Genomic DNA, 25,084 nt, shown 5'->3' with positions numbered 1-25,084 from the left:
CGTTCCCGCCCATCGACAAGTACTACGGTCAATATCCGACTGGAGATTTCCAGGAGGTCTAGCGCGTCCTTCGCCCCACACGCCCGATCCGCATCGATGACACAACGTAACCCAACTCACCTTAACAAAGATTAATCATACCGCAGATTGAATACATAGACAAACAGCCCGACCGCCAAAGCCACCCGATCGGGTGGGGAAATTTATGCATGCCGGGTCAAAACCAGAAAACTCTCGGCAACAAACCCGCGTTTGCGCATCGAGACAATTGCCTTGCGCGGTCCTCTGGTCTAGGAGAGGCGTGTAAACATGATGCATGTCCGGGACCGACCGCTGGTCCGCTGCCCCGGACGGCCCCCAGGTGACGCGGCCCAAGTGCCGCAGAGACGACGACAAAACAACTTCCGTATTCGCAGAAAGGTTGTGGAACATGGCAGAAAACTCAACGCCGGACATTTTGTATACCATCGTAGACGAAGCGCCCGAGCTGGCCTCGGCGTCCTTCCTGCCGATCATCCGCAAGTTTGCGGATGCCGCCGGTGTAACCGTGGGCACCAAGGACATCTCGCTGGCCGCGCGCATTCTCGCGACCTTCCCGGATCACCTCACCGAAGACCAGCGCCAGAGCGATGATCTCGCCGCGCTGGGCGAGTTGGTGAAGACGCCGGATGCCAACGTCATCAAACTGCCGAACATCTCGGCCTCTGAACCCCAGCTGGTCGCCGCAGTCGAAGAACTGCAGGCGCAGGGCTATGCGTTGCCCAATTACCCCTACGAGCCCGCCACCGATACGGAAAAAGAAGTCCGCGCACGCTACGATAGCATCAAGGGCTCTGCCGTGAACCCGGTGCTGCGCGAAGGCAATTCCGACCGTCGCGCCGCCAAGCCGGTGAAGACCTACGCCCAGAACAACCCGCATTCGATGGGCAAATGGACCTCCGACAGCAAAACCAAAGTGTCGTCGATGCCCGGCAATGATTTCTACGCAAACGAGAAATCCGCCACCCTCACCGCCGATCAGGCCGGGGATGCAAAGATCGAGTTCGTCGCCAAAGACGGCACGGTGACCGTGCTGAAAGACGGCTGGCCGCTGGCGGCTGGCACCGTTACGGATGCGACCTTCATGTCCGTCAAGGCGCTCTCCACCTTCCTTGAAGGCGCCATCGAGGACACCAAGTCCGACGGCACCATGTTCTCGCTGCACATGAAGGCCACCATGATGAAGGTCTCCGACCCGATCATCTTTGGCTACGCGGTCAAAGCCTGGCTGAAGCCGGTGTTCGACAAATATGGCGAGGAGCTGAAGGCGCTGGGCGTCAATGCAAACGCTGGCCTCGGTGACCTGCTGGAACGCGTGAAGGGCAATGCCGAAATCACCGCGGCCATCGAGGCCCTGCGCGCCGAGCGCCCAGAAATGTATATGGTCGACTCTGACCGTGGCATCACCAACCTGCATGTGCCGTCCGATGTGATCATCGACGCCTCCATGCCCGCCGTGATCCGTGCTGGCGGCAAGGGCTGGAACAGCCAGAACGAGAAGGGCGACACCAACTGCGTCATCCCCGACAACTGCTATGCCACTGTCTATGACGAGACCATCAACTTCTTCAAAGCCAATGGCGCGCTTGACGTGACCACCGCAGGCTCCGTCGCCAACGTCGGCCTGATGGCGCAGAAAGCCGAGGAATACGGCTCGCACCCGACGACGTTTGAGGCCCCTGCAGACGGCAGCATCCGCATCGTTCTGGCCAATGGCGACACGCTGCATTCACATGATGTAGAGGCCGGAGACATCTGGCGTGCCTGCACCGTGAAGCAGGCTCCGATCGAGAACTGGATCCAGCTGGCGCTGGACCGTCAGCGCCTGACCGGCTCCGAAGCGATCTTCTGGCTTGATGCCAACCGCGCCCATGACGCTGAGCTGATCAAATACGTGCAGCCCGCACTGGAGGCCGCAGGTGTGGCCGACAAGTTCCTGATCCTGGCGCCGCGCGAAGCGACCCGTCAGTCGCTGGACACCATCACCGCGGGCAAGGACAGCATCGCCATCACCGGCAACGTGCTGCGCGACTACCTGACCGACCTGTTCCCGATCCTCGAGCTGGGCACCTCGGCCAAGATGCTGTCGATCGTGAAGCTGATGAACGGTGGCGGCCTGTTCGAGACCGGCGCCGGCGGCTCCGCGCCCAAGCACGTGCAGCAGCTGGTGGAGGAAAACCACCTGCGCTGGGACTCCATGGGCGAGTTCTGCGCGCTGGGTGAAAGCCTGAAGTTCCTCGCCGACCTGAAGGGCAACGCCAAGGCGGGCGTGCTGGGCGCTGCGGCAGAGGTCGCGACCCAAGGCATTCTGGACAATAACAAATCTCCGGATCGCAAGGTCGGCCAGCCTGACAACCGCGACAGCCACTACTGGTTCGCCCGTTACTGGGCCGAAGCACTGGCGGCACAGGGTGACGACGCCGAACTGGCAGAGCACTTCAAACCGATTGCCGGTGCGCTGGCAGCCAGCGAGGGCGCGATCTTGTCGGAACTGGCCGCCGCACAGGGCAAGCCGGGCGATATCGGTGGCTACTACCACCCATCGGTCGAGAAGAAGGCCCAAGTGATGCGCCCGTCGGCAACGCTGAACGGCATCATCGGCTAAGCCGGTTTTGAAAACGTCAAGAACACGCAACGCCCGGCACAGTCCGGGCGTTGCCTTTTTTAGGCCCGCGGATCAGTCGGCTTGCAAAATACGAATATCGGCCAATCACATGTGTGTCAGACCTTCCATGTAAATCAGCCGTTAGCAATTTTGTCCGAAACTGGGAGCAATCGAAAACACGCAAGGCCTACCACCATGCCCGCCGCATTTTACGGTTTATCCAACCGGATTTACGCCCTCGTGGCGCTTGCACTCATTGCAGCTGCAAGTTTGACTTTCTTCACGCTTAACCACGCATCCGAGGCGGCCTACGACCTCAGGACAGAAGAGCTGCGTCACATCACGGACGTCGGCCTCAGCCATATAGAGGCCTACAGCAATCGCGTAGAAGCTGGAGAAATGACGCTGGAAGAGGCAAAAGATGCCGTCTATCAGATCCTGAACGACCTGCGTTTTGGCGACAATGGCTACATCTACGCCTTCGACAGCGACATCGTCTATTCCGTCCACCCGTTCCGTCCACAATGGGTCGGCGGCGAAAGCCAACGCAATCTGAAGGATGTGCATGGCAACAAGATTTTCGAGGCGATTCTCGGCAGCATGGATTCTGAGGGACGTTCCGTCTCCACCATCTATTTCGAGAACCCGGCGACCAAAAAGGTCGAACCAAAGCTGACCTATGCTCAGTACTACGAACCTTGGGATTGGTATCTGGGTACCGGTGCCTATGTAAATGACATTGAGGCCGACATCGCACGGATGCGTATGCGCGCTCTGGCCGGGCTCGGCGTGGCTCTGGCGGTCCTGATCGGGGTGTCATTGCTGATCATCCGCAGCATGCTGCCGCCCCTCAATGCGCTTAAGGAGCGTATGGCGACCATGGCCGACGGAGATCTCGAATCCGATGTACCCGGCCTCTCGGATCGCAGTGAAATCGGCCAGATGGCCCATGCGGTTGCCAATTTCCGCGATGGCTTGCAGATGCAAGCCGCATTGGAAGCAGAGGCGCAACTCAAGGACGAAGAGCGACAGCGCGTGGTTGCGATCCTGAGCCAGCGACTGGCCAAATTTGCCGAGGGCGATCTGACCGTTCGGGTGGATGACGCCATGCCCGAGGAATTCCGCCAGGTGGCTGAAGACTTCAACGCCACGGTGACACAGATCTCAGATCTGATGCGCAAGCTGGTGATCGGCGTCGAGCGGATCGAGAGCGAGAGTGAAGCCCTCGACAGCTCCTCGCGCGAATTGGGCATGCGCACCGAAACGCAGGCGGCATCGCTCGAGGAAACCTCGGCAGCGCTCACGGAACTCTCAGCTTCGGTCAGGAACTCCGCCGAAGAAAGCCGTGCGGCCTCTGAACGTGTGCAGCAGGCCAGCGAGCGCACCGAGCGTGGCGCACAAGTTGTCCGCAAGACGATCGAGGCCATGCGTGGCATCGAGGAAAGCTCTGCCAAGATTTCCAGCATTACGTCGCTGATCGATGATATCTCCTTTCAGACCAGCCTGTTGGCCCTGAATGCAGGGGTCGAGGCCGCACGGGCCGGCGAAGCAGGACGTGGCTTTGCGGTGGTTGCGGGCGAAGTGCGCGCACTGGCCGGCAAGTCATCGGATGCGGCTCGCGAGATTGCAGACCTCATCGGCAATGCCAACCGTGAGGTAGAAACGGGCGTTGCTCTGGCGCGTGACTCCGGCACGGCGCTGGACGAGATCAACGAACATATCAGCGCCATCAACGAAACCGTGAGCGCATTGGCCGAAGCAGCCCGTGAACAATCGACCGGCCTGTCGGAAATCACCTCGGCAGCCGATCAACTGGACCAGGTTACACAGCAGAACGCAGCAATGTTCGAAGAAACCTCTGCCGCAACCCAGCGCCTGCGCGACGAAGCCAACACACTGGCGCTGAACGCCCGCCAGTTTCAGGTCAGCGAACGCGACGACGACAACGTGCAACGCCAAGCGTCTTAAACCCGGTCGCGGTCCCATCACACTCGATAAGAACGCGACCCCAACCTGACCTTACAGAGCGACCGCCCGGGTCACACATGGGCGGTCGCTTCACGTTTTGGCCTCTGTCGCCTCTCTCGCAGGCGGCCGGCAGGGCTTGACCATTTCCTCGCATGACCTGTCCGGCATGCGGCCGCGGCCCCTGCCAACTCGGCCAACACAGCATTAGGCGGACCTCAGCCCGATGAGCGCGCCGCTTTCTGCGCGGCCACGGTTTTTGCCACCAGATCCTTGTAGAGCGTGCGAATGCGCGCCGTCACCGGACGCGCGCCGTCACCGATCTCCTTGCCGTCGATCAGGGCCACCGGCGTCTGCGCGCCAAAGGTACCGGTCAGGAAGGCCTCATCGGCGCCATAGGCCTCATAGAGCGAAAAGTTCTTCTCATGCACAGGGATGTCGTTCGCGCGGCACAGGTCGATCACATTCTGCCGGGTGACCCCGTTCATGCAGTAGTCCCCGGTCGAGGTCCAAACCTCGCCCCGCCGCACGATGAAGAAATTGCAGGCATTGGTGGTGTTCACAAACCCATGCGGATCGAGCATCAGCCCCTCGTCCGCCCCCGCCTGTTCGGCCTGCAGGCAGGCGATTACGCAGTTCAGCTTGGAATGACTGTTGTATTTGGCGTCCTGGCTCATCGGCAGCCCACGCACCTGCGGCACGGTCGCCAAGCGAATGCCATGGGCCGAGAGGCTTTCGGCCGGTTTGGAATGTTCCACGATGGCGACCACGGTCGGCCCCCATTTCGACAGGGCCGGATGCTGAAACGGCTTGGCCTTGCGCCCGCGGGTGATCATCAACCGGCAATGGGCATCGCCGGTCATCCCGTTGGCCGCTGCGGTCCGATCAAGGATGTCGCGGATGTCCTCCGGCCCCATGTCGATCTCCAGCGACACCGACTTCAACGAGTTGAACAGCCGGTCCATATGCGCGTCGAAGAACGCCCACTCACCATCATACAACCGCATCCCCTCCCACATGCCATCGCCCAGCATGAAACCGGAGTCATAGACCGAGACCGTGGCCTCCTCCTTGGGCACGATCTCACCGTTCACATAGATCTTAATGTGATCGTTGCGGTCATCGGCCTCGGCGTCATGGGTGGAGTGGGTGGGGCTCTGGTCCAGTGTCATGCGGGATCTCGTCTGTTGTCTCTTTGCAGGCAGACAGACCATGCGCCCGCCCGGCTTGGCAAGGGGCGGTGGGATTATCCGTCCAGAACAGGCGGATGCGCGGTGGCCTCCGCCTGGATGAACCGATGCAGCGCCCGCGCCGCGTCCGAGGTCAACAGGCTGCTGTCGGAAATGGTGCAGACCCAGGGGCACGGGCCCACCTGACCCAGCGGCGCCACCAGCCGCCCCGCGCCCAGCCCGGCGCGGGCAAAAACGCCCGGCACCACCGCCACCCCATGCCCGGCCTCGGCCAGCGCAACGACCGAGCCGAAGGTATTCGCCTGACACGCGCCCTCCGCCCCCGGATCCGCGGTGGCGGCCGGCAGACCGAGGCGCTGGAACACCTGCAACCACACTTCTGTGCGCCCAAGGCTGTGGACCAAGCGCGCCCGCAGCAGATCCTCCGGCGCGTCGATCCCGCCGATCTGCGTCAGGTACCCCGGTGCGCAGACCGCCACCATCTGGTCCTGCCACAGCGGGAGGCTGGCGCGATCCAGCGCCTCTTTATACACGTTGGTCAGGATGATATCGGCAATCTCCGGCGGCTCATCCACCCAGACGCGGCCATGGATGGTCACCGCTGCGCCGGGATGCTGCACGCCGAACCGGGCCACCAGATCCGCCAGCCAGTGGTCCACCAAGCTGACCGGGCAGGAGATCACCACCCGCTCCGCGCCACGCCGCCGCAGGATCGCATGGGTCGCCTGCTTCACCTGCTGCAAGGCCTGCTGCACCCCTGGCAGATAGGCATTGCCCAGCGACGTCAGCGTCAGGGAGCGCGGATGGCGCACGAACAGCGGCCCGCCGATATACTGCTCCAGCGCGCGGATGTGGCCGCTGACGGCGGCCTGCGTCAGGTTCAACTCCCGCGCCGCCTCGGTAAAGCTGAGCATCCGGGCCGAGGCCTCGAAGGAGCGCAGATAATTCAGCGGCGGCAGATCCTGCATCGTCGTCCTTTCCCGCACCCAAGCCACCCCATCGACGGCCTATGACCCCGGTTTCATAAGGTCATAGGGGTCAGATTGTCCATGTGTCAAGCGCCGCGCCGCTCGTTAGGCTTGCGCAAAACAGCACATGAAGGACCTTGGACCAGATGGCCAGATCAGGACGACGAGGCGGGCGCAGCGGTATGTCTGCACGTGCGGGAAACAAGATCGAGCAGCTCCCCTGGAGCCAGACCCACCTGCCCTACGCACCGCTGAAGGTGGTCACCGAAGAGCAGCTCGAACAGATCCACCGCACCTCCATGCGGGTACTGTCGGAGGCCGGGATCCGGGTGATGAGCGAGACAGTGATGGATCTGTTTGAGCGTGCGGGCGCCATCGTGGACCGGGACGAGATGACCATCCGCATCGACGAGAGTATCGTCGACAAGGCGCTGGAAACCGTGCCACAGAGTTTTGACATGGTGGCGCGCAATCCCGAAAAGCGCATCACCATGGGCGGCAGCGCGATGAACTTCGGCCTTGTCGCCGGCCCGCCCAACACCCACGACATGATCAACGGCAGACGTCCCGGCAACCACGAGGATTACTGCAATTTCATCCGTCTGGCGCATCACTTCAACGCGGTCAACATCATCGGCAATCAGGTGGTGGCCCCGATGGAACTGCCCGCCAACACCCGCCACCTGGACACCTATCTGGCCAATCTCACCCTGTCGGATCTGACATTTCACTGCACCGCCATTGGGCGCGGACGGGCCTTGGACGGCATCAACATGATGGCGATCAGCCGCGGCATCTCGGTCGAGGAGATGCGCGCGGTGCCCGGCGTGGTCACGGTGATCTCGGTGAACTCGCCACGGCTGCTGGACGAGGCGATGACCGACGGGCTGATGGCAATGGCCGAACACGGCCAGCCGGTCAGCATCACGCCCTTCACCCTGATGGGAGCGATGACCCCGGTGACCCTGCCCGCCGCCATGGCGCAACAGAATGCCGAGGCGCTGTTTGGCGTGGTGCTGACGCAGCTGGTGAACCCGGGTACGCCGGTGCTCTATGGGGCGTTCACGTCGAACGTCGACATGCGCTCCGGCGCGCCGGCCTTTGGCACGCCTGAGAACACCAAGGCCAATATCATCGCCGGCCAGCTGGCGCGGCGCTACCGGGTGCCCTACCGGACCTCGAACGCCAATGCCTCCAATTGCGTCGACCTGCAGGCCGCCTATGAGACGATGATGTCCACTTGGGGGGCCACCATGGGCGGGGCCAATCTGATCTACCACGCGGCGGGCTGGCTCGAAGGCGGGCTGACCGCCTCGCTGGAGAAATTCATCCTCGATGTGGAGATCATCCAGAACATGAAGGAATTCATGAAGCCGATCAGCTTCAGCGAAGATGAGCTTGGGCTGGAGGCGATCAAATCGGTGCCCACCGGCGGCCATTTCTTTGGCGCGGCGCATACGATGGAGCGTTACGAGACCGCGTTCTATCGCCCGTTGCTGTCGGATTGGACCAACTACGAGAGCTGGGAGGCCGCCGGTGCCAAGGACGCGCTGACCCGCGCCACCGAGCTGTGGCAGCAGGCCCTGCGTGAATACGAGGAACCAGCGCTGGACCCGGGCGTGGCCGAGGCGCTCGACGCCTATGTGATCCGCCGCCGCGAGGAGATCGGCGCGGGGGAGCCCTGAGCCTCCCCTGGCCCCCTGAGCGCCCCCCCCGTGACCGGAGGCCACTGACCGGAGATTGACCGATGTTGCAGGACAAACCGCTGCACATGTCTGAGGAAGAGACCGCCGCCCCCGCGGCGCCTGCCCCGGCCGGCCCGGTCAGCGCGCCTGTGCAGCGCTTTGTGCTGATGCTGCTGCCCGGGCATTCGCTGCTGTCGGTCAGTGGCCTTCTGGACACGCTGGCACTGGCCAACCGGCTGTGCCGTGCGCAGCCCCTGAGCAGTCTCTGCATCACGCTGGACGGGGCGCCGGTGACTTCATCCTCAGGCCTTGCCCTACCGGTTGCGGGCAGCCTCCGGGATCTGCGGCGCGGCGATCTGCTGCTGCTCTGCGGCACGCCTGACATCCCGCGCGCCACCCTTGATGCGGTCACGCGCGGCTTGCGCAGCGCCATGCGCCACGGGGTCCGCTGCGGCGGGCTGGATCGCGGCGCGGAGGTGCTGGCGATGGCGGGGCTGTTGAACGGTAAGACCGCCACCACCCATTGGCGCCACCAGAGCAGCTTTGCCGAGCGCTATCCGCAGGTGGTGCTGGCGCGCTCCGCCTTTGTCTATGAGCACGACAGTTTTTCCTGCGCTGCGGGCACCGCCGCGATCGACCTGGCGCTGTGTTTCATCCGCAGCCTGCTGGGGAGCGAACTGGCCGATCAGGTGGCGGATGAGCTGAGTTATACCCAGCAGCACCGGCTGCAGGCGCTGACCTCCGACATCTCGCCCCATTTTGCCCATGTGACCCACCCGCGCCTGCGCCGGATCATCCGGGCGATGGATGACAATGTCGAATACCCGCTGCCGATGCAGCGTTTTTCCGAACTGGTCGGCATCTCGCAACGGCAGGTGGAACGACTGTTCCTGCGCTATGTGGGCCTGCCGCCCAAGCGGTTCTACGACGAGCTGCGTCTGGACCGGGCCCGCAACCTGCTGCTGCAGAGCGAGATGCCGATCACCGAAGTGGCCATGGCCACGGGGTTTTCCTCGCCGAGCCATTTCTCCAAGAAGTTCCGCCTGCGCTTCGGACAGTCCCCGTTCGAAATCCGCTCCGGCCGCATTGGGTAACGGAGGATTAGCGGAAGCGGCCGCCCTGCTCGATCACTTCGATCTGATAGCCATCCGGGTCGGCGACAAAGAAGAACCGCGCCACGCGTTCACCGCCGGGGCGGAAATCGACGATATCGCGCGGCGCCCCACCTGCGGCTTCGACCCGGGCGCGGGCCGCTTCCAGATCCGCAACCACCAATGCGATATGGCCATAGCCATCACCCAGATCGTAAGGCTCTGTGCGGGATTTGTTGACGGTCAGTTCCAGCTCGAAGGCACCTTCGGGGGCGGTCATGTAGATCAGCGTGAAGTCGTCAAAATCGAGCCGATCCGCGATCTCCATCGCAAAGGCGGCCTTGTAGAAGGCAACGGACGTCTCCTCGTTCAAAACGCGGATCATGCTGTGGGCAAGTTTGGTCATGGGACCCCCAATGTCTTTGATGATACTCAGGCAAGGGTGTGACCGGAGCGGCGGGGCAAAGGCAACCCTGATCGTTCATTTTGCGTCGAGACCATGGTCGATCCAGCGCGCCTGCAGCTGCTACGCGCCGTGTTGCCCAAGGTTGCGGGTCAATCGCGCCACCCCGAGATGCAGCAGCACCGAGAACACGCCAAGCGTCAGCATCGCGGCGAACATCAGATCCGTCTTGGCGCGCCCATTCGCCAGCAACATCAGATAGCCCAGCCCGCGCGAGGCCCCCACCCATTCGCCGATGACCGCGCCGATCGGGGCATAGACCGCCGCAAGGCGCACGCCCGAGGCCAGAGATGGCAAAGCGGCAGGAATGCGGATATTCCACAGAATGCGCGACGGGCTGGCCTGCATCGTGCGCGCAAGATCGAGATAGCCCTGCGGCGTGCGCATCAGGCCGTCAAAGAACGACGCGGTGATGGGAAAATAGATGATCAGCACCGCCATCGCGACCTTGGACCACAGGCCAAAGCCCAGCCATAGCGTCAGGATCGGTGCCAGCGCAAACACCGGCAAGGCCTGCGTGAACACCAGAATGGGCTGTATCAGCACCCGCGCCATGCGTGAGCTGGCCAGGTGAATGGCCGTCGCGATACCAAGCGCGGTCCCGATCGCCAGACCGATCAGAACCTCCAGCGCGGTCGTCAGGGTGTGTTCGGCAATAATGGCGCGATTTTCCCACCATGTTTCCGCCACCAGCATCGGCCCCGGCAGGATAAACTTCGGCAGGCCGGTGGCGCTGACGATGATTTGCCAGACCAGTAGCGCAAACAATGTCGCTGCAACGACCGGAGCATACTTCATGAAACGGTCGACCTCAGCAGGCGCAGCAGGGACGCCTGACATTCAAGCGTGCCCAGATCATCCACCGGGCGGGGAATGGCACCATCCGGCGGGGGATGCGAGGTCAGCCCCTCGGGCGTCATCACAAGAATGGCATGCCCCAGACGCGCGGCTTCGGCCGGGTCATGTGTCACGATCAGCACGGTTTTATGCGCCAGCACCTCGACCGCGAGATCCTGCATTGCGGCGCGTGTCTGGGCGTCCAGTGCCGAAAACGGCTCGTCCAGCAATATGACGGGCTTGTCTTCCATCAAGGTGCGGGCCAACGCCACCCGCTGACGCTGACCTCCGGACAGTTCAGCGGGTTTCTTGTCCGCATGCTCCACAAGCCCCACGCGGGCCAAGATGCGCGCCAGTCGCGCGCGGTCGGGCACCTCTGCCCGCAGGCGCGCCCCGAGCTGGATATTCTCCGACACGCTGGCCCAGGGCAGCAGCAGATCATCCTGCGCCATATAGGCCACCCGATGCGCCACCGGCGCAGTGTCCGTTGCGGTAATGTCGCCCTCAAACGCCGCCTCGGTCGCCAATCCCGAGATCAACCGCAGCACGGTGGACTTGCCAACACCAGACCCGCCAAGAAGGCAGGTCCATTGCCCGGCCGCCAAGGTCAGCGTGAGCGGCGCAAAAAGCTGCGCGCCACCAAGCCTCGCCTCCCCCGAGATCGTCACACCGGGCGCAGGCGTCATGGGGTGAGGCCCATCTGCCAGAAGCCGACTTCAAGCTCGGTTGCGGTGCGGAAGGTCTGGCACAGCCGCGCCCAGCGGGGCGATGTGGTGAACTCCACGCCCAGACGCCGTGTCAGCGCGGTGTCCATCAAGACGCCCACCGCCGCGCATGCCTCCTGATAGTCGGCGCCCGCATAGGTGTTGATCCAATCCGCATAGGTGTCGGATGTGGCCTCGCTCGCAAGGCGCGTGCCGATCTCGCCATAGCCCATGACGCAGGGCGCCAGTGCCGCAAGAAGATCCAGCAGATCGCCGCTGTAGCCTGCCTCAAGCACAAAGCGCGTATAGGCCAGGTTCTCCGCCCGCTCCGCCGTCGCAAACAGCGCGTCCTGAGAGATCCCTTCTGCCTCGCAGATCCCGATATGCAGCTGCATTTCCTCGGCCACCAGCGCATTGACCGTGCCCACGGCGGCCAGCATTTCGGCATGGGTTTCGGACTTCACCACCGCCAGCGCCCAGGCGCGGGAGAAATGGGTCAGAAACACGTAGTCCTGACGCAGATAGTGCAGGAATGCAGCGCGCGGCAGGCTGCCGTCTTTCAACCCTTCGACAAAACCGTGGCGGGTATAGTCCTGCCACGGCCCTTCAGCCTGCGCGCGCATCAGCGCAAAGGCGTGCCCGTATCCGCCGCTCATTGTGCGGTCACGTCGATGCTGATCGCATCCACCGGGTTCAGACTGTCGATCATGCCGCTGTCCTTCAGGAAGGCCTCGAACCGGGCATAGCGGCCCGCGTCAAACCCCGCCGGACGCAGGGCAAAACGTGGCAGCGTATCTGTCCAAGCGCGTGCGTTCAGCTCGTCCTGCAATTCGGTCGATGTGGCGGCGAAGATCTCCCAGCTTTTCTCCGGGTTGTTAACGATATACTGCGTTGCCTTCTCGGTCGCGGCGAGAAAACGCTCGACCTTGTCTGCGTCCATGCGGTCCGGGTTGGCGACATAGATCAGTTCATCATAGGCGGGCACGCCCTCTTCTTCGACATAGAAACAGCGCCCTTCGACACCTTCGATTTCCATCTGGTTCAGCTCGAAGTTACGGAACGCGCCGATCACCGCGTCGACCTGCCCCGACATCAGCGAGGGCGACAGAGAGAAATTCACGTTGATCATCTCGATATCATCCGGCGTCACCCCGTGCTGGCCCAGCATCGCCTGCAACACCGCCTCTTCGACACCCGCGACGGAGAAGCCGATCTTCTTGCCCTTCAGGTCCGCGAGTTCCTGAATGGGGCCGTCCTTCAGCACCAAAAGGCAGTTCAGCGGGGTCGCAACCAGCGTTCCGACACGTTTCAGCGGCAACCCTTCGTGGATCTGCAGATGCAGCTGCGGCTGATATGACACCGCCAGATCTGCCTGACCGGCAGCGACCAGACGCGGTGGCGCCGAGGGGTCAGCGGGCGCGACGACCTCGACCTCCAGACCTTCATCCGCGAAATAGCCGTTTTCCTGCGCGATGATGATCGGCCCGTGGTCAGGGTTCACAAACCAGTCCAGCAGCAACGTCATCTTGTCAGCTGCCATGGCAGGAGTCGCGGCCATGAGCGCGAGAGCAGCAATGAAATGTTTCATAAAAAAGATGTCCTTCTTTTGTCGTGGACCTGTGTCTCAGGATGCGGAGGCCGCGACGAGAACGATCTCGCCGGGCCAGATGTCTCTGATCTGTTCAGCTGCGCGCCAGGCCCGCAGCCCGGTTGCGCAACACAGCGCCAGACGGGTGTCTGAGGTTGGCGGCAGGTGCTGCGCAATGTCATCGCCGGCCAATCGCCGTGCTGCCGGATGCAATGCTGCGCCATCGGCACGCAGCTCGATGATGTGATCGTTGTCACAAAGCTCTGTCGCGGCCACAAAGGCAAAGGGTCGGTCCGGCTCTGGCGCGCCATCAAAGCGGAAGCTTGAGGCGCGAAACCCTTGCGCGTCGAATTGCACCACCTGTCCCAGGGGCGCGGGTGAAAGCGCCAGCAGCACAGTCAGCGCCATCTGCGCTTGCATGGCCCCGATCATGCCCACGACCGGGCCAAGCACGCCCGCCGTCTCGCAGCTGGCGCCGCTGTCGGGCGCGTCCGGGAACACCGCGCGCAGCGAAGGCGCACTCCCGCAGAAGCCGCCGACATAGCCGCCCAGCCCCAGCACCGATGCACTGAGGAGCGGCACCGTCGCCGCCCGGCAGATATCGCTGAGCAGGTAACTCACCGCATAGCTGTCGGCGCAATCCAGCACCAGATCCGCATTGGTCACATAGGCAGGCGCGGTCGCCGGGGTCAGGGCCTGCGTCACCGCCGCGACGGTGATTTCGCTGTTCAGCGAACGACAACGCTGCGCGGCCACCTCTGCCTTGGGCTGACCACAGTCGGCCTCGGCAAACAGGGTCTGACGGTGCAGGTTCGACAGGCTCACCCTGTCGCCATCCACCAAGGTGATATGCCCCACGCCAGCCCCTGCCAGCAAGGGCAGCACCGGCGCTGCCAGGCCACCGGCGCCGATCACCAGCACCCGCGCCTGGGCAAGACGCGCCTGCCCGGCGGTGCCGACCTCGGGGAGGATCATCTGACGCGCATAACGGTTCATCGCGTTGCCTCGATCCACTGGCGCACGCGGGACTCAGGCTCTTCATTCAGGGTGATATCCGTCACTACTGATACGATATCCGCGCCCGCCTCCAGCACGCATGCGGCACGCTCCACCGACATGCCGCCGATGCCTACCAGTGGGGTCTGTCCCACGCGCGCCTTCCATTCGGTGACCCGTGGCAAGCCCTGCTGGTGCCATTTCATTTTCTTGAGGATCGTTGGATAGACCGGACCAAGGGCGACGTAGTCAGGCTCCATCGCCAGCACGCGCTCCAGCTCGTCATCATCATGGGTCGAGACGCCCAGCTTCAGCCCGGCCTTGCGGATCGCGGAGAGGTCGGCATCGTCCAGATCCTCCTGCCCCAGATGCACCCAGTCGCAGCCCAGGTCGATGGCCGCCTGCCAGTGATCGTTGATCACCAAGACCGCGCCATGCTCCCGGCACAGATCCCGCGACAGCGCGACCTGCGTGCGCACGGCCTCTTCTGGAAGATCCTTCATGCGCAGTTGCACCAGCTTGACGCCCAGCGGCAGCATCCGGCGCAGCCAGTCGGAATGGTCGAAAATCGGGTAGAATCGATCCAGTGTCATGTGAGGAATGCCTTTCCGATCACAGGGGTAGAAGCCTCAGCCATATCGCGCGCCTCGATCGGGTCCGCGTCATGGGCCAGCTTGCCAGCCCGCACCGCCCCCATCATCGCCTGCGCCATCGCAATCGGGTCCCCCGCGCGGGCAACAGCGGTGTTCAGCAGCACCGCATCAAAGCCCAGCTCCATCGCATGCGCGGCGTGGCTCGGCAGGCCAACGCCTGCATCAACCACCAGCGGCACCTCGGGAAACTCGGCCCGCATGGCGCGCAGCGCATAGGGGTTGTTCAGCCCGCGGCCCGATCCGATCGGCGCGCCCCAGGGCATCAGCACCTCGCAGCCTGCCGCCAGCAGGCGTTCGGCGACAATCAGGTCCTCTGTGGTGTAGGGAAAGACCTCAAACCCGTCCTCGGTCAGGATTTTCGCCGCCTCGACCAATTGGAAGACATCCGGCTGCAAACTGTCGGTATGGCCAATCAGCTCCAGCTTGATCCATTTGGTGTCGAACACTTCCCGCGCCATATGGGCGGTGGTGACAGCCTCCTTCACCGTATGACAGCCCGCCGTGTTGGGCAGGATCAACACGCCAAGATCCTGTATCATCTGCCAGAAGGCCGCGCCTGCGCCCCCTGCCCCTTCGCGGCGCAGCGAGACGGTCGCCACCCCGGCACCGCTCTGGCGGAAGGCCTGTTCCAGTATGGCTGGACTGGGGTATTGCGCCGTGCCAAGCATCAGCGGATTGGGCAGTGCAGTGCCGTAAAACGTCTTCATCCTTAGCCTCCCTGCATGGGCGCGACGACCTCGACCCGGTCGCCGTCTTTCAAGTGGCAAGATCCGCGCAACGATGCGGGTACGAACTCTTCATTCACCGCCGTCGCGACGCGCCCCGACACCTCCCGCTCCTGCAACAGGTCGGCAAGCGTCAGCGCGGCGACTTCGAGGGGATCACCATTAAGTACGATCTTCATCGACCATCTCCGAATGAGTGTTGTTCAGGGCGAGATCAGCCACACCGCACGCCAGTGCCGGCGCGAGAAGATAACCGTGCCGATACAAGCCATTGGCGTAGATCCTGCCCGCCCGCCTGCGGATGCGCGGTAGGTTGTCGGCAAATGCCGGGCGCAGATCGACACCGATTTCCAGCACTTCGGCCTCGCCAAACGCCGGGTTCAGCGCATAGGCCGCGCTGAGCAATTCCAGCATGGACCGTGCCGTGATACGGCTGCTGTCCTCGCTCTCGATCATGGTGGCGCCCAGCATGTAAACGCCATCGCCGCGCGGCACGATGTAAAGTGGCATACGCGGATGCAGCAGCCGCACTGGGCGCGTCAGGCTGACATCGGGGCAGCGGATCACCAGCATCTCGCCCTTCACGCCGCGCAGGTCAGTCAGCACATCGCGTGCATGCAGACCGCGGCAGTCGATGGCATTGTCCAGCGATGCAGGCGCTACGGTTTTGTGGAAGGTCACGCCGCTGTCGATCAGGCCGTTGTAGAGGTCCATCAATGCCCTGCGCGGGTCGAGATGCGCCTCACCTTCGAAGAACAATCCCTGCCCATAGCCTGGCAAATCAGGCTCCAGCGTGGCGATCTGCGCACCGACCTCCTGAAACCCTTCGGTCCGGCGGGCAAAGCGGCGCAGATCCGGCAGATCCCGCCGCCCTGCAACAACCAAAGTGCCACGATGGGTGACCTCGGTGCGCGTCTGCCACCAGCGGATTGCGTCCTGCCCCAGTCGCAAAACCGGCTCTTCGGCGTTTTCATACTCGCACCACGGCGCGAGCATGCCACCCGCCCACCAGGAACAGCCGTGCGCACCGGGCGGACCGGACGGGTCAAACACCTGTACGGTGGCGCCACGCGCAACCAGTTCCGAGGCCACGGCCAGACCGGCCACCCCGGCCCCTATGACGGAGTAAACTGTCATGCGGGCCAGACCCTGTGGAAATGGTGAACCGGACCATGGCCGTGACCGATCTGCAGATCATCCGCCGCTGCGATAGCGCCTTGCAGATAGCCGTGCGCCTCTGACACCGCCGCGTCCAGTGGCAGCCCCTTGGCCAGCCCGGCCGCAATGGCAGACGACAGGGTGCAGCCGGTGCCATGAGTGTTCTTGGTGTGCTGCCGCGCTGCGCTGAAGCGCGCGACTTCCGCGCCAGCCTCAATCAGGATGTCCTCGCAGATTTCGCCCTCGGCATGACCGCCCTTCATCAGAACCGCCTGCGCCCCGAACGCACAGAGGGCGCGGCCCTGTTCGACCATATCCTGCGCGGATGTGGCGGTGGGCCCCTCCAGCAGGCAGGCCGCTTCAGGCAGGTTCGGGGTGATGATCCGAGCGCGCGGCAGAAGCACGCGGCACAGCGTGGACACCGCTTCTGGCGCCAAAAGCGCATCGCCGGATTTGGCAATCATCACCGGGTCAAGCACAATCGCCCCGTCAAAGTCTGCGATGGCCCGGGCGACACAGTCGATGATCTCTGGCGTTGCCAGCATCCCGATTTTGATCGCGCCCACATCCAGATCACCCAGCACCGCGTCGATCTGCGCGGTGATCATGTCCAGCGGAATACCATGCACACCCGTCACGGCCTGCGTGTTTTGCGCGGTGATGGCGGTGATCACACTGGCCCCGTAGACCCCAAGCGCAGACATGGCTTTCAGATCCGCCTGAATGCCGGCCCCGCCGCCACTGTCAGACCCGGCAATGGTCAAAGCGATATGCGCCATAGCGATGCTCCTTACGACAAAAGGGCACCGGGCATAGAAACTGTCTGCATATCAGAAGACCGTTCCCTCCGCCGGAATTGCCCGGATCAGGTTCGATGGGTTAACGCTTGCGCATCTCTCAGCCTCGACGAGGCACCCCAACGGTTCACATGTGCGGTAACAACTCCATCGCGCGAAGTCAAACCTCTCGCCCGTCGTTCAGCGTGCTCAACCTGAGCGTTCCGCCAGACCCGCACCTTTGTCGGTATGGTCCGCAGGGTATCAGCCACGCGAATTGCACGCGGACCTGCATCGCCGAAATCGACGCGATAAGCGGTTGGTCGATCTCGCTTTTTTTAGCTTCCGAGGTCTTTTTCAGGAACAGTAGATCAGGACGGCATCTGACTGCGCAGCCTCGCCAGTCGCAAAGCGCGGCACCTGATCTGCCAGTATCACAGGGGCGAAATCCGCTCGAAATCAGGAGAGTTCTGCAACCGCCAACTCTGCCATCCGCAGGATCGCATCCCGGTTTGCCGCCACCGCGACAAAGCGGGCGTTGTGGCAGAACTTTGCCCCCTCAACACCGCAGGCGTGTTCCAGAGCCGCATCTGTCAGTCCCGCCCAAGCTTCTGGCAGGTCAGCACGGCTTTCGAAGGTATCGCCACTCTTGCGGATGGTCGTCAGCGCCCAGTCTCCGTCGCGCGGGTGAATGACGAACAACAGATGATCCGCGCCCGTCTTTTCAACAGCCGACCGGAACGGCATTCCCATCGGCAGTTCCAAAATTGGCGAGTCGCCGGCCTCCTTGATCGACTGCGTCACCATCGTTTCGGCGCGGTTCTTCGAGGCCTTGCCACGGACCGAGGCCTCAACAAATGCACGCGCAACGCCCAGAGCATCTGCAAAGGCGCGATCATCTGCATCGGGGCTTCTATCGTCGAACACCGGTTTCAGCGTCTCAAGCAAAACGGGCAGCGTCATCCCCGACAGCGGTCCTGCAACTGACGGTTCCAATGCGCCATTGTCCAGGAGATCCACCGGGAGGACAAAGCTCTGATCGAAACGATGATGAATGTCGTCCACGTCACTCTCCGGCACCTCCATCGCGCGCAGATAATCACGTCCGAAATGCTTCCAGATCAAACCGAAGGAACTGTAGGGCGAGGCATTGTCCTCGCGGAGCGGGTTAGGTCGCTGGTGGTGGTCAAAAATCTGCTTGTCAGGATCATATGCGCGCCCGACATCAAAGATTATCCGGTCTTCGGTGGGCACAATCCACGTCGCATCCCGTGACCGCACCAGCTTCGCATCTGGAAACAGCCGGGTCAGAATGACCGAAGACAAGAGTTCATCCGCATGGAACCCGCCTGAGTGGGTCACAAGGTGCTTTATGGTCATCTGCTCGTCTCCGGATATGTCACACCCGTAGATCGGGGGCGGGTTTTCCCGAAGATCTCTATAAAGGCGCACATAGTCAACGGGTTATGCCGCGTCATTTTGCTTCGAATGAATGGGTCCGCAAAAAACTCGGACGAGATATCGAGAAGCATGGGATATCAATCAGGAAAAGCCTGTCCACGCGGGCGTGACCAGCAGTTCCAAGGGCTGAGAAACACCGTTGCTCATTTGCGCACCCGGAAAGAGCCAGAACGGAAAACTGCCGCCAACGCCACTATGGATCTGGCGGCGAGGCGGCGCCCCCAGACTGCACGCGCCGCGGAATGGCCTGAAGTCTGCCTCGCGTTCCAACCGTTACTGAAGCGCCTTTGACAGATAATCCATCAAGGCGCGCACCCGTCGCGGCTGTACGGCGCCAGCGGGGTAGACCATTTGCAGCGCACTCGGCTCGACTGCAAACGCTTCAAGCAACTCAACAAGCCTGCCTGCCTGCAGATCGTTTCGGACATCCCATTCTGACTTCAGGGCCACTCCGTAGCCATTGAGGCACCATGCGCGAATGAGACCACCGTCATTGGCAATACGATTGCCATAGACCCGGCAGGCGCGCTTTTCGCCATTGACCGTAAAGATCCAATCCTGATCCGTACTGGCACCGAACCTCATGATGAGGCAGTTGTGATGCGCCAGATCATCCGGATGGCGGGGCGTCCCGTTCAGCTTCAGATAATCCGGAGCCGCACAGACAAGGCGGCGGTTCACGCCGAGCTTGCGCGATTTCATGCTGCTGTCGGCAAGCTCGCCAAATCGTAAGGCCAGGTCGATGCCCTGCCCGACCAGATCGACATAGCCATCGCTGAGTGTCAGGTCGATTGTGATTTCGGGGTTCTGCTCCATGAAGCGATCAAGCAACGGTACAATCTGATTGCGGCCCAGATCGCTCGGCGCGCTCATGTGGATCCTTCCTGAAATTTTCTCGACACCCAGCTTTATCCGGGCCTCGGTCTCTTCGGCTTCCGCCAATATACGTCGCGCTCCGATCATGAGCTCTCGACCTTCATCTGTCAGGCTGATCGAGCGGGTCGTTCGCGTCAGCAAACGTGCGCCGTAATAGGTTTCAAGCGCCGCAAGCCTGTCCGTGACCGTCGCCGGGGAAAGGCCGATCTCGCGCCCGGCAGCGGCGAGCCCGCCTTTTTCAACGATCAAGAGGAAGAGCCTGAGATTTTCGATAAGCATGATCGCCCCACATTGTACGGAATTACCGAATTATAATTTTGAATATTACCCAATTATTCAGCGAATGGACAAGCTGTAGATCGTGACCAACGAAAGGAGGTCATCATGCACCTTGATCACATCACAATCCGCACCCGCGATCTGCCCGGGACCAGGTCTTTCTTCCTTGAGGTTTTTGACGAGCTTGAAGAACGCGAACGTCCACAGGCGATCCAGCGCATTCCGGGGCATTGGCTCTATGCACGCGACAAGCCCATCGTGCACCTGATTGGCGCGCGGGGCTATGGCATTGATAGCGCCGCAGAGGCTTATGACCATGTGGGGATCCACCTCGACGACTACAGCGCATTCCGTGCCAAGCTGGAAGCGCTGAGTATCCCCTACTCAAAGATGGATCTCGCCGAACGGGGCGAGCGGCGACTGTTCTTGCGAACCCCATCGGGCCCGCTGATCGAGGCCGTCTTTCATGAGCCCATTCCAGAGCCACAGGAGCAGATCCAATGACCTTTACAAACGACACCAGAACCATCGTCATCGGTGGCACCTCCGGGATCGGGAAAGCCGTCGCCAGTGCGCTTGCGCTGCGCCCGGGATCGGTCGCGACCGTAAGCCGGTCGACCGGTCTGGACGTGACGGACCAAGCCGCAGTTGCTGCCTATTTCGAAGCTCAAAGCCCGGTCGACCATGTGGTGTTTACTGCAGGATCAGCGGCGCCGGGTGGTGCGGTGACAGATGTGCCTATTGATGCCGCCAAACAGGCGTTTGACGCCAAGTTCTGGGGCGCCATCGCCACAGCCGGAGCTGCTGCCAAACACATCCGCCCCGGTGGATCGATCACGCTGACATCTGGTTTTCTTGCCCGGCGGACAGTGCCGGGAACCTACGTGAAAACAGCGATGAATGCGGGGATCGAAGCCGTCGCCAAGATTCTCGCCAAGGAACTGGCACCAATTCGCGTGAACGTGATCAGCCCCGGCCTGACCGATACCGAAGCCCATGCAGGTATGGATGCGGAGGCGCGGCAAACGATGCTCGACCGTGCGGCCAGATCACTTCCTGCAGGTAAGGCCGGTGCGCCGGAAGACCTCGCCCGAGGCTATCTCTTCGCCATCGACAACGCCTTTGTCACCGGTGCCGTCATCGACATCGACGGTGGCGCACTCATCAACTGAACAAATCCGTCCCGGATAGGACCGAAGCCATGTCACTAAAATCAAAAATGCCGCTGCAGGTCTGGGTATTGACCCTCGCAGCTTTCGCCATCGGCACCGCAGAGTTTGTGATTGCCGGTATTCTTACACAGGTTGCCGAAAGCCTGGATATTTCGGAGGGGCAAGCGGGACATTTGATCACCGCCTATGCCTTGGCCATCGTCATCGGGGGCCCCATCCTGACCCTATGGCTGGCGCGCTACCGCAAGCGGGTTGTGCTGATCGGGCTGATGGCACTGTTCGTGGTCTCCAACCTGATCACCGCATTTTCGGCTGACTACACCACCCTGATGATCAGCCGCGTCATGGCTGGCCTGACACAGGGACCATTCTACGGCATCGGAGCGGTGGTTGCGACGCGACTGGTCGCCAAGAACATGGAGGGCCAGGCGGTTGGTCAAATGTTCGCGGGCCTGACGCTGGCGAATGTGCTTGGCGTTCCCGGTGGGGCATGGATCGGCAATATTTTCGGCTGGAACGCCACCTTCATTGTTGTCGCCGCGCTAGGGGCAATCGCCACTGCCGCAATTGCTGTTGCCATCCCGCCGCAGGGTGCTGAAGAAGCCAAATCTGTCCGCTCACAGATCGGCGCGTTCCGTAATCCCCAACTGCTGGCCAGTTTGCTCATCACAACATTGGGGTGGGTCGGTTTCATGACGTTTTACGGATATATCGCCCCGATCGCCGAGCAGGTTGCAGGGTTTGAGCGATCCTCCCTGACATGGATCCTTGTTATCGTCGGCCTGGGCCTGGTTTTGGGCAACACGCTTGGCGGCAAAACCGCTGACAAGAACCTGAGCGCGTCGCTGATCGGATGGCCCCTCGCAATGAGTGCGGCCCTGATCGTCGTCGGCTTGGTGGCGTCGCAACCCTATCTGTTCGTTGCCGCCTCCTTTGTCTTTGGCGTGGTGTCCTTTGCCAACGTGCCGCCCATGCAGATGCGGGTCATGAAACACGGCGGCGATGCCCCAGAGCTGGCCGCGACGGCGAACATCTCGGCCTTCAATATCGCCAACGCCCTGGGCGGGATTATCGGCGGCGTCGTGGTCGATAGCACATGGGGACCGGGATACATTCCCTTCGCCGCCATCATCGTCCCCGCAATCGGACTGCTCTTCATCATCTGGCAGGAATGGAAATCCCCTTCCGTTTCGGTCGCAGCTTAACCCCAAACCTCAAGGAGATTTCACATGAAAGCCGTAGGTTTCACCCACTACCTGCCAGTCGAGGACGCCAACGCATTCCTTGACCTGGAGGTCGACAAACCAGAACCCAAAGGCCACGACATTCTTGTCGCCGTCAAGGCAGTAGCCGTTAACCCGGTTGATACAAAGGTGCGAGCACCAAAGGACAAGGTCGAGGATCAAGCGCGTATCATCGGGTATGACGCGTCCGGCGTGGTCGAGGCTGTCGGCTCTGAGGTGACGCTCTTCAAGCCCGGCGATGAGGTTTATTATGCGGGCGACATCACCCGCTCCGGTACCAACGCTGAATTCCATCTTGTCGATGAGCGTATCGTCGGGCGCAGGCCGGCATCCCTGTCCCACGCCGAGGCTGCGGCATTGCCGCTGACCACGATCACCGCCTATGAAGCGTTCTTTGATCGCCTCGGCATTGATCGCGACGGCGCTGATAGTGGCCAATCCATCCTGATCATCGGTGCCGGTGGTGGTGTTGGCTCCATCGGTATTCAGCTTGCCAAACAGGCTGGCCTGAAGGTCCTTGCCACAGCCTCACGCCCCGAAACCTCTGCCTGGGTGCAGGAACTTGGTGCGGATCATGTGGTAAATCACCGCGAAGATATGGTGGCGCAGATCCGTGCCCTGGGGATTCAGCATGTCGATCATATCGCAATCTTCAACGACATGCGCCATTGGGAGACGGCCGTCGAGCTGATCCGCCCGCAAGGTGGCATTGTCTCGATTGACGATACTGATCTGCCGATGCCGATGGGTGGGATGAAGATGAAGGCGGCAAGCTTCCATTGGGAGTTCATGTTCGCCAGATCGATGCACCAGACCCACGATATGGTCGAGCAGCACAAACTGCTGTCATATGTCGCCGATCAAATCGACGCGGGAAAGATCAAGACAACCGTGTCAAAACGGATGTCGCCAATCAACGCCACCAATATGCGCGAAGCACACCGGCTGGTTGAAACTGGCCAAGCCAAAGGCAAAATTGTGGTTGAGGGATTTTGAAAACGCGTGCGGAGTGCGAAAATCCACTCCGCACAACCACATGCCGTCAAAGCCGCCGCTATCGCATCTTGCAACACCTGTACACTGGGCTCCAAGCCGATTTGCGGCGGTGCGGCAGCTTGATTGTAGCGACATCGCATTTGGTGTCGGTCGCGAGTTAACTGCGGCCAGCCCAAACTCGACATTCATGCAAGGCGCAGCGAAGCATCTGGTGCAAGAGCGAACGGCCTCCCGAGAGTGGACATTCAGCTCTGCCTAACTGGCGATTTGCATGACAATAAGAGTGATCGGATCGGAGTGTCTGGCCGCAGAGCGCGTATGGAGCTACGAAACGTTGAGTTTCGGCAGCTCAAGCCGGAAACAGGTCGTGCTGCCCTCGCTCGATACGGAGAGAAGCCCGCTATGGGCCTTGGCGATCGACGATGCAATGTGCAGGCCGAGTCCGAGCCCCTCGCTTGTTTCATTCCCACGACGGAACGGCTGAAACAGGTTTTTCTGAAGCTCCGGCGGGATCGGATCTCCCTCATTCTCCACTTCTATGTAGATCTCTTTGTCGCAGCTTCTGACCGAAACCTGAACTGGTGATCCAGGGGCGCCGTGCGTGATCGCGTTCGAAATCAGGTTCGACACCGCTTGCCCGATCCGATCCGGATCGCAGCTGACCGGCTTTGACAGGTCTACGGTCAAAAGGATTTCTCGTTCTGGGGTGGTGAAACGGATTTCCTCCACCACATGCTGTAGTGCTTCCGACAACGGTGCATCTGGCACGGCCGTCACGGCAATACCGCTGCCGAGGCGGGATTTCGCATGCAGCATCATGTTGTCAATCAGCTCGTTCATACGGTGCAATGATGCACGCATCAGAACCAGAAGTTCTCGCCCCCGGCTTGTCACTGGTTCCTTGTCCAGCTGTCGGAGGCCCGCACCAAGCGCGGCAACCGGGTTTCGCAGATCGTGGCCGAGTATCGCCACGAACTCTTCCTGTATCTGGACCAGATTGCGTTCGTGCTCGATCAGTTGCTCTTGCGCTTCCAGTCTTTCCTCGGTTTCCAGACTGCTTCCGATGAGATCTGCAAACATCCGCAGCATCGCCACGGCGCGGGGGCTCTTGACGTCTTTTGGTTCCGTGTCGATCACGCAGAGGGTGCCAAAAAAGCTTCGGTCACTTCGATAGATTGGCACGGATGCAGTGCTCGTGATGCCTAGGGCCGCTGCAATGGGATGGCCTTGGTACTTTGGATCCGTAGCGACATCGTTGAAGATGACCATCTCGGATGTGTCCCGCACATTTTGGCAAAAGGTTGAATCTATTGGGATCTCATCTCCTTCGGCGAGACCGAACTCGATCTCGTCGATTGTGCGACAGGCGACCCATCTGTCGGCTGTCACACGGGCAACCCCCGCAAAGCGCATGTTCGTCGCGAGCATGACGGTCTCAAGAATCGTCGCGACGAAGTCGCTGCCTGCCAGCAATTCGATATCTGTCTGGAAATCGTGGGTTCCGGCAAGAAACGCCGAGTGATCCTGCAACTCGGAGATAGCTTCTGGTTTGGTCATTGAAATCACTTTTGCCTTCTTCTGATATATTCGTTCACGGATCACGAACGGGTTGG

24 protein-coding genes and 1 riboswitch are annotated in these 25,084 nt (G+C 61.6%); of the genes, 8 read left to right on the top strand and 16 right to left on the bottom strand.

Annotated features, from left to right (window positions below; translation table 11 throughout):
- Positions 1-430 precede the first annotated feature (430 nt).
- Both CLV89_RS18265 and CLV89_RS18260 read left to right on the top strand, forming a co-directional pair.
- Positions 431-2,644 (top strand): NADP-dependent isocitrate dehydrogenase, encoded by a 2,214-nt coding sequence (locus tag CLV89_RS18265; RefSeq protein WP_106165113.1) that lies wholly within the window; start codon positions 431-433, stop codon positions 2,642-2,644.
- A 195-nt stretch (positions 2,645-2,839) separates the two neighbouring features.
- Positions 2,840-4,612, top strand: coding sequence for a methyl-accepting chemotaxis protein (locus tag CLV89_RS18260; RefSeq protein ID WP_106165100.1), 1,773 nt, complete (start codon positions 2,840-2,842; stop codon positions 4,610-4,612).
- A 215-nt stretch (positions 4,613-4,827) separates the two neighbouring features.
- Here CLV89_RS18260 and CLV89_RS18255 read toward each other — a convergent pair whose 3' ends face one another.
- Entirely contained in the window at positions 4,828-5,781 is a 954-nt protein-coding gene (locus CLV89_RS18255) for an aminotransferase class IV (protein ID WP_106165099.1), read from the bottom strand.
- Positions 5,782-5,855: 74 nt separating this feature from the next.
- Positions 5,856-6,767: a LysR substrate-binding domain-containing protein gene (locus CLV89_RS18250; RefSeq protein ID WP_106165098.1), complete on the bottom strand. Its 912-nt coding sequence runs from the start codon at positions 6,765-6,767 to the stop codon at positions 5,856-5,858.
- A 146-nt stretch (positions 6,768-6,913) separates the two neighbouring features.
- Here CLV89_RS18250 and CLV89_RS18245 point away from each other — a divergent pair, with 146 nt between their 5' ends.
- Together CLV89_RS18245 and CLV89_RS18240 are read left to right on the top strand one after the other, a co-directional pair.
- The gene (locus tag CLV89_RS18245) at positions 6,914-8,452 is read left to right on the top strand and encodes a trimethylamine methyltransferase family protein (protein ID WP_106165097.1); all 1,539 of its coding nucleotides are present in this window, start codon (positions 6,914-6,916) and stop codon (positions 8,450-8,452) included.
- Positions 8,453-8,514: 62 nt separating this feature from the next.
- Positions 8,515-9,546: a GlxA family transcriptional regulator gene (locus CLV89_RS18240; RefSeq protein WP_106165096.1), complete on the top strand. Its 1,032-nt coding sequence runs from the start codon at positions 8,515-8,517 to the stop codon at positions 9,544-9,546.
- Positions 9,547-9,553: 7 nt separating this feature from the next.
- Here the strand turns inward: CLV89_RS18240 and CLV89_RS18235 are convergent, their stop codons facing one another.
- The 13 genes from CLV89_RS18235 to CLV89_RS18175 all read right to left on the bottom strand — a co-directional run bounded on the left by CLV89_RS18235 (position 9,554) and on the right by CLV89_RS18175 (position 20,059).
- Positions 9,554-9,949 (bottom strand): VOC family protein, encoded by a 396-nt coding sequence (locus CLV89_RS18235; RefSeq protein ID WP_106165095.1) that lies wholly within the window; start codon positions 9,947-9,949, stop codon positions 9,554-9,556.
- Positions 9,950-10,069: 120 nt separating this feature from the next.
- Entirely contained in the window at positions 10,070-10,804 is a 735-nt protein-coding gene (locus CLV89_RS18230; RefSeq protein WP_106165094.1) for an ABC transporter permease, read from the bottom strand.
- A complete protein-coding gene (locus CLV89_RS18225; RefSeq protein WP_106165093.1) occupies positions 10,801-11,529 on the bottom strand; it encodes an ABC transporter ATP-binding protein in 729 nt (242 codons plus the stop codon). Before CLV89_RS18225 ends, CLV89_RS18230 begins: the two co-directional genes overlap by 4 nt.
- Positions 11,526-12,203: a thiaminase II gene (gene tenA, locus CLV89_RS18220; protein WP_106165092.1), complete on the bottom strand. Its 678-nt coding sequence runs from the start codon at positions 12,201-12,203 to the stop codon at positions 11,526-11,528. The genes CLV89_RS18225 and tenA overlap by 4 nt, the downstream gene beginning before the upstream one ends.
- On the bottom strand, positions 12,200-13,135 hold the full coding sequence (locus CLV89_RS18215) for an ABC transporter substrate-binding protein (RefSeq protein ID WP_106165091.1): 936 nt from the start codon (positions 13,133-13,135) through the stop codon (positions 12,200-12,202). Before CLV89_RS18215 ends, tenA begins: the two co-directional genes overlap by 4 nt.
- 36 nt (positions 13,136-13,171) lie before the next feature.
- Positions 13,172-14,131: a HesA/MoeB/ThiF family protein gene (locus CLV89_RS18210; protein WP_106165090.1), complete on the bottom strand. Its 960-nt coding sequence runs from the start codon at positions 14,129-14,131 to the stop codon at positions 13,172-13,174.
- The gene (locus CLV89_RS18205; protein ID WP_106165089.1) at positions 14,128-14,724 is read right to left on the bottom strand and encodes a thiamine phosphate synthase; all 597 of its coding nucleotides are present in this window, start codon (positions 14,722-14,724) and stop codon (positions 14,128-14,130) included. The genes CLV89_RS18210 and CLV89_RS18205 overlap by 4 nt, the downstream gene beginning before the upstream one ends.
- Positions 14,721-15,491 (bottom strand): thiazole synthase, encoded by a 771-nt coding sequence (locus CLV89_RS18200; RefSeq protein ID WP_106165088.1) that lies wholly within the window; start codon positions 15,489-15,491, stop codon positions 14,721-14,723. The genes CLV89_RS18205 and CLV89_RS18200 overlap by 4 nt, the downstream gene beginning before the upstream one ends.
- A gap of 2 nt (positions 15,492-15,493) precedes the next feature.
- On the bottom strand, positions 15,494-15,688 hold the full coding sequence (gene thiS / locus CLV89_RS18195; protein ID WP_106165087.1) for a sulfur carrier protein ThiS: 195 nt from the start codon (positions 15,686-15,688) through the stop codon (positions 15,494-15,496).
- Complete coding sequence (locus CLV89_RS18190) at positions 15,672-16,646, bottom strand: FAD-dependent oxidoreductase (RefSeq protein WP_106165086.1); 975 nt, start codon at positions 16,644-16,646, stop codon at positions 15,672-15,674. Before CLV89_RS18190 ends, thiS begins: the two co-directional genes overlap by 17 nt.
- The gene (gene thiD, locus CLV89_RS18185; protein ID WP_106165085.1) at positions 16,643-17,446 is read right to left on the bottom strand and encodes a bifunctional hydroxymethylpyrimidine kinase/phosphomethylpyrimidine kinase; all 804 of its coding nucleotides are present in this window, start codon (positions 17,444-17,446) and stop codon (positions 16,643-16,645) included. Before thiD ends, CLV89_RS18190 begins: the two co-directional genes overlap by 4 nt.
- A 46-nt stretch (positions 17,447-17,492) precedes the next feature.
- Positions 17,493-17,596, bottom strand: a riboswitch (TPP riboswitch).
- Between the two features lie 306 nt (positions 17,597-17,902).
- Positions 17,903-18,823: an MYG1 family protein gene (locus tag CLV89_RS18180; RefSeq protein ID WP_106165084.1), complete on the bottom strand. Its 921-nt coding sequence runs from the start codon at positions 18,821-18,823 to the stop codon at positions 17,903-17,905.
- 354 nt (positions 18,824-19,177) lie between these two features.
- Positions 19,178-20,059 (bottom strand): LysR family transcriptional regulator, encoded by an 882-nt coding sequence (locus CLV89_RS18175; RefSeq protein ID WP_106165083.1) that lies wholly within the window; start codon positions 20,057-20,059, stop codon positions 19,178-19,180.
- Between the two features lie 105 nt (positions 20,060-20,164).
- Between CLV89_RS18175 and CLV89_RS18170 the strand changes: the two genes are divergently transcribed.
- Genes CLV89_RS18170 through CLV89_RS18155 form a run of 4 tightly spaced genes read left to right on the top strand, consistent with a single transcriptional unit; the run spans position 20,165 to position 23,471 of the window.
- Complete coding sequence (locus CLV89_RS18170; protein WP_106165082.1) at positions 20,165-20,563, top strand: VOC family protein; 399 nt, start codon at positions 20,165-20,167, stop codon at positions 20,561-20,563.
- Positions 20,560-21,231: an SDR family oxidoreductase gene (locus CLV89_RS18165; protein WP_106165081.1), complete on the top strand. Its 672-nt coding sequence runs from the start codon at positions 20,560-20,562 to the stop codon at positions 21,229-21,231. The genes CLV89_RS18170 and CLV89_RS18165 overlap by 4 nt, the downstream gene beginning before the upstream one ends.
- 29 nt (positions 21,232-21,260) lie before the next feature.
- On the top strand, positions 21,261-22,436 hold the full coding sequence (locus CLV89_RS18160) for an MFS transporter (protein ID WP_106165080.1): 1,176 nt from the start codon (positions 21,261-21,263) through the stop codon (positions 22,434-22,436).
- Between the two features lie 24 nt (positions 22,437-22,460).
- The gene (locus tag CLV89_RS18155; protein WP_106165079.1) at positions 22,461-23,471 is read left to right on the top strand and encodes a zinc-binding alcohol dehydrogenase family protein; all 1,011 of its coding nucleotides are present in this window, start codon (positions 22,461-22,463) and stop codon (positions 23,469-23,471) included.
- Positions 23,472-23,795: 324 nt separating this feature from the next.
- On the opposite strand, the gene CLV89_RS18150 is transcribed toward CLV89_RS18155, so the two are convergent.
- Positions 23,796-25,028 carry a sensor histidine kinase gene (locus CLV89_RS18150; RefSeq protein WP_106165078.1) on the bottom strand — a complete coding sequence of 411 codons (1,233 nt, stop codon included), beginning with the start codon at positions 25,026-25,028 and terminating at the stop codon, positions 23,796-23,798.
- Positions 25,029-25,084: the final 56 nt, after the last annotated feature.

Origin of the sequence: Tritonibacter scottomollicae, from assembly GCF_003003215.1 — a bacterium.
Taxonomy (GTDB): domain Bacteria; phylum Pseudomonadota; class Alphaproteobacteria; order Rhodobacterales; family Rhodobacteraceae; genus Epibacterium; species Epibacterium scottomollicae.
This window is presented reverse-complemented; position numbering and strand designations above follow the sequence as displayed.

Bases quoted from the DNA above. Each gene is read 5' to 3' on its own strand.
- CLV89_RS18235 (WP_106165095.1), bottom strand. From the start codon at position 9,949: ATGACCAAACTTGCCCACAGCATGATCCGCGTTTTGAACGAGGAGACG.
- CLV89_RS18215 (WP_106165091.1), bottom strand. From the start codon at position 13,135: ATGAAACATTTCATTGCTGCTCTCGCGCTCATGGCCGCGACTCCTGCC.
- CLV89_RS18230 (WP_106165094.1), bottom strand. From the start codon at position 10,804: ATGAAGTATGCTCCGGTCGTTGCAGCGACATTGTTTGCGCTACTGGTC.
- CLV89_RS18260 (WP_106165100.1), top strand. From the start codon at position 2,840: ATGCCCGCCGCATTTTACGGTTTATCCAACCGGATTTACGCCCTCGTG.
- CLV89_RS18240 (WP_106165096.1), top strand. From the start codon at position 8,515: ATGTTGCAGGACAAACCGCTGCACATGTCTGAGGAAGAGACCGCCGCC.
- tenA (WP_106165092.1), bottom strand. From the start codon at position 12,203: ATGAGCGGCGGATACGGGCACGCCTTTGCGCTGATGCGCGCGCAGGCT.
- CLV89_RS18200 (WP_106165088.1), bottom strand. From the start codon at position 15,491: ATGAAGACGTTTTACGGCACTGCACTGCCCAATCCGCTGATGCTTGGC.
- CLV89_RS18250 (WP_106165098.1), bottom strand. From the start codon at position 6,767: ATGCAGGATCTGCCGCCGCTGAATTATCTGCGCTCCTTCGAGGCCTCG.
- CLV89_RS18155 (WP_106165079.1), top strand. From the start codon at position 22,461: ATGAAAGCCGTAGGTTTCACCCACTACCTGCCAGTCGAGGACGCCAAC.
- thiS (WP_106165087.1), bottom strand. From the start codon at position 15,688: ATGAAGATCGTACTTAATGGTGATCCCCTCGAAGTCGCCGCGCTGACG.
- CLV89_RS18245 (WP_106165097.1), top strand. From the start codon at position 6,914: ATGGCCAGATCAGGACGACGAGGCGGGCGCAGCGGTATGTCTGCACGT.
- thiD (WP_106165085.1), bottom strand. From the start codon at position 17,446: ATGGCGCATATCGCTTTGACCATTGCCGGGTCTGACAGTGGCGGCGGG.
- CLV89_RS18160 (WP_106165080.1), top strand. From the start codon at position 21,261: ATGTCACTAAAATCAAAAATGCCGCTGCAGGTCTGGGTATTGACCCTC.
- CLV89_RS18225 (WP_106165093.1), bottom strand. From the start codon at position 11,529: ATGACGCCTGCGCCCGGTGTGACGATCTCGGGGGAGGCGAGGCTTGGT.
- CLV89_RS18190 (WP_106165086.1), bottom strand. From the start codon at position 16,646: ATGACAGTTTACTCCGTCATAGGGGCCGGGGTGGCCGGTCTGGCCGTG.
- CLV89_RS18150 (WP_106165078.1), bottom strand. From the start codon at position 25,028: ATGACCAAACCAGAAGCTATCTCCGAGTTGCAGGATCACTCGGCGTTT.
- CLV89_RS18165 (WP_106165081.1), top strand. From the start codon at position 20,560: ATGACCTTTACAAACGACACCAGAACCATCGTCATCGGTGGCACCTCC.
- CLV89_RS18255 (WP_106165099.1), bottom strand. From the start codon at position 5,781: ATGACACTGGACCAGAGCCCCACCCACTCCACCCATGACGCCGAGGCC.
- CLV89_RS18170 (WP_106165082.1), top strand. From the start codon at position 20,165: ATGCACCTTGATCACATCACAATCCGCACCCGCGATCTGCCCGGGACC.
- CLV89_RS18175 (WP_106165083.1), bottom strand. From the start codon at position 20,059: ATGCTTATCGAAAATCTCAGGCTCTTCCTCTTGATCGTTGAAAAAGGC.
- CLV89_RS18210 (WP_106165090.1), bottom strand. From the start codon at position 14,131: ATGAACCGTTATGCGCGTCAGATGATCCTCCCCGAGGTCGGCACCGCC.
- CLV89_RS18180 (WP_106165084.1), bottom strand. From the start codon at position 18,823: ATGACCATAAAGCACCTTGTGACCCACTCAGGCGGGTTCCATGCGGAT.
- CLV89_RS18265 (WP_106165113.1), top strand. From the start codon at position 431: ATGGCAGAAAACTCAACGCCGGACATTTTGTATACCATCGTAGACGAA.
- CLV89_RS18205 (WP_106165089.1), bottom strand. From the start codon at position 14,724: ATGACACTGGATCGATTCTACCCGATTTTCGACCATTCCGACTGGCTG.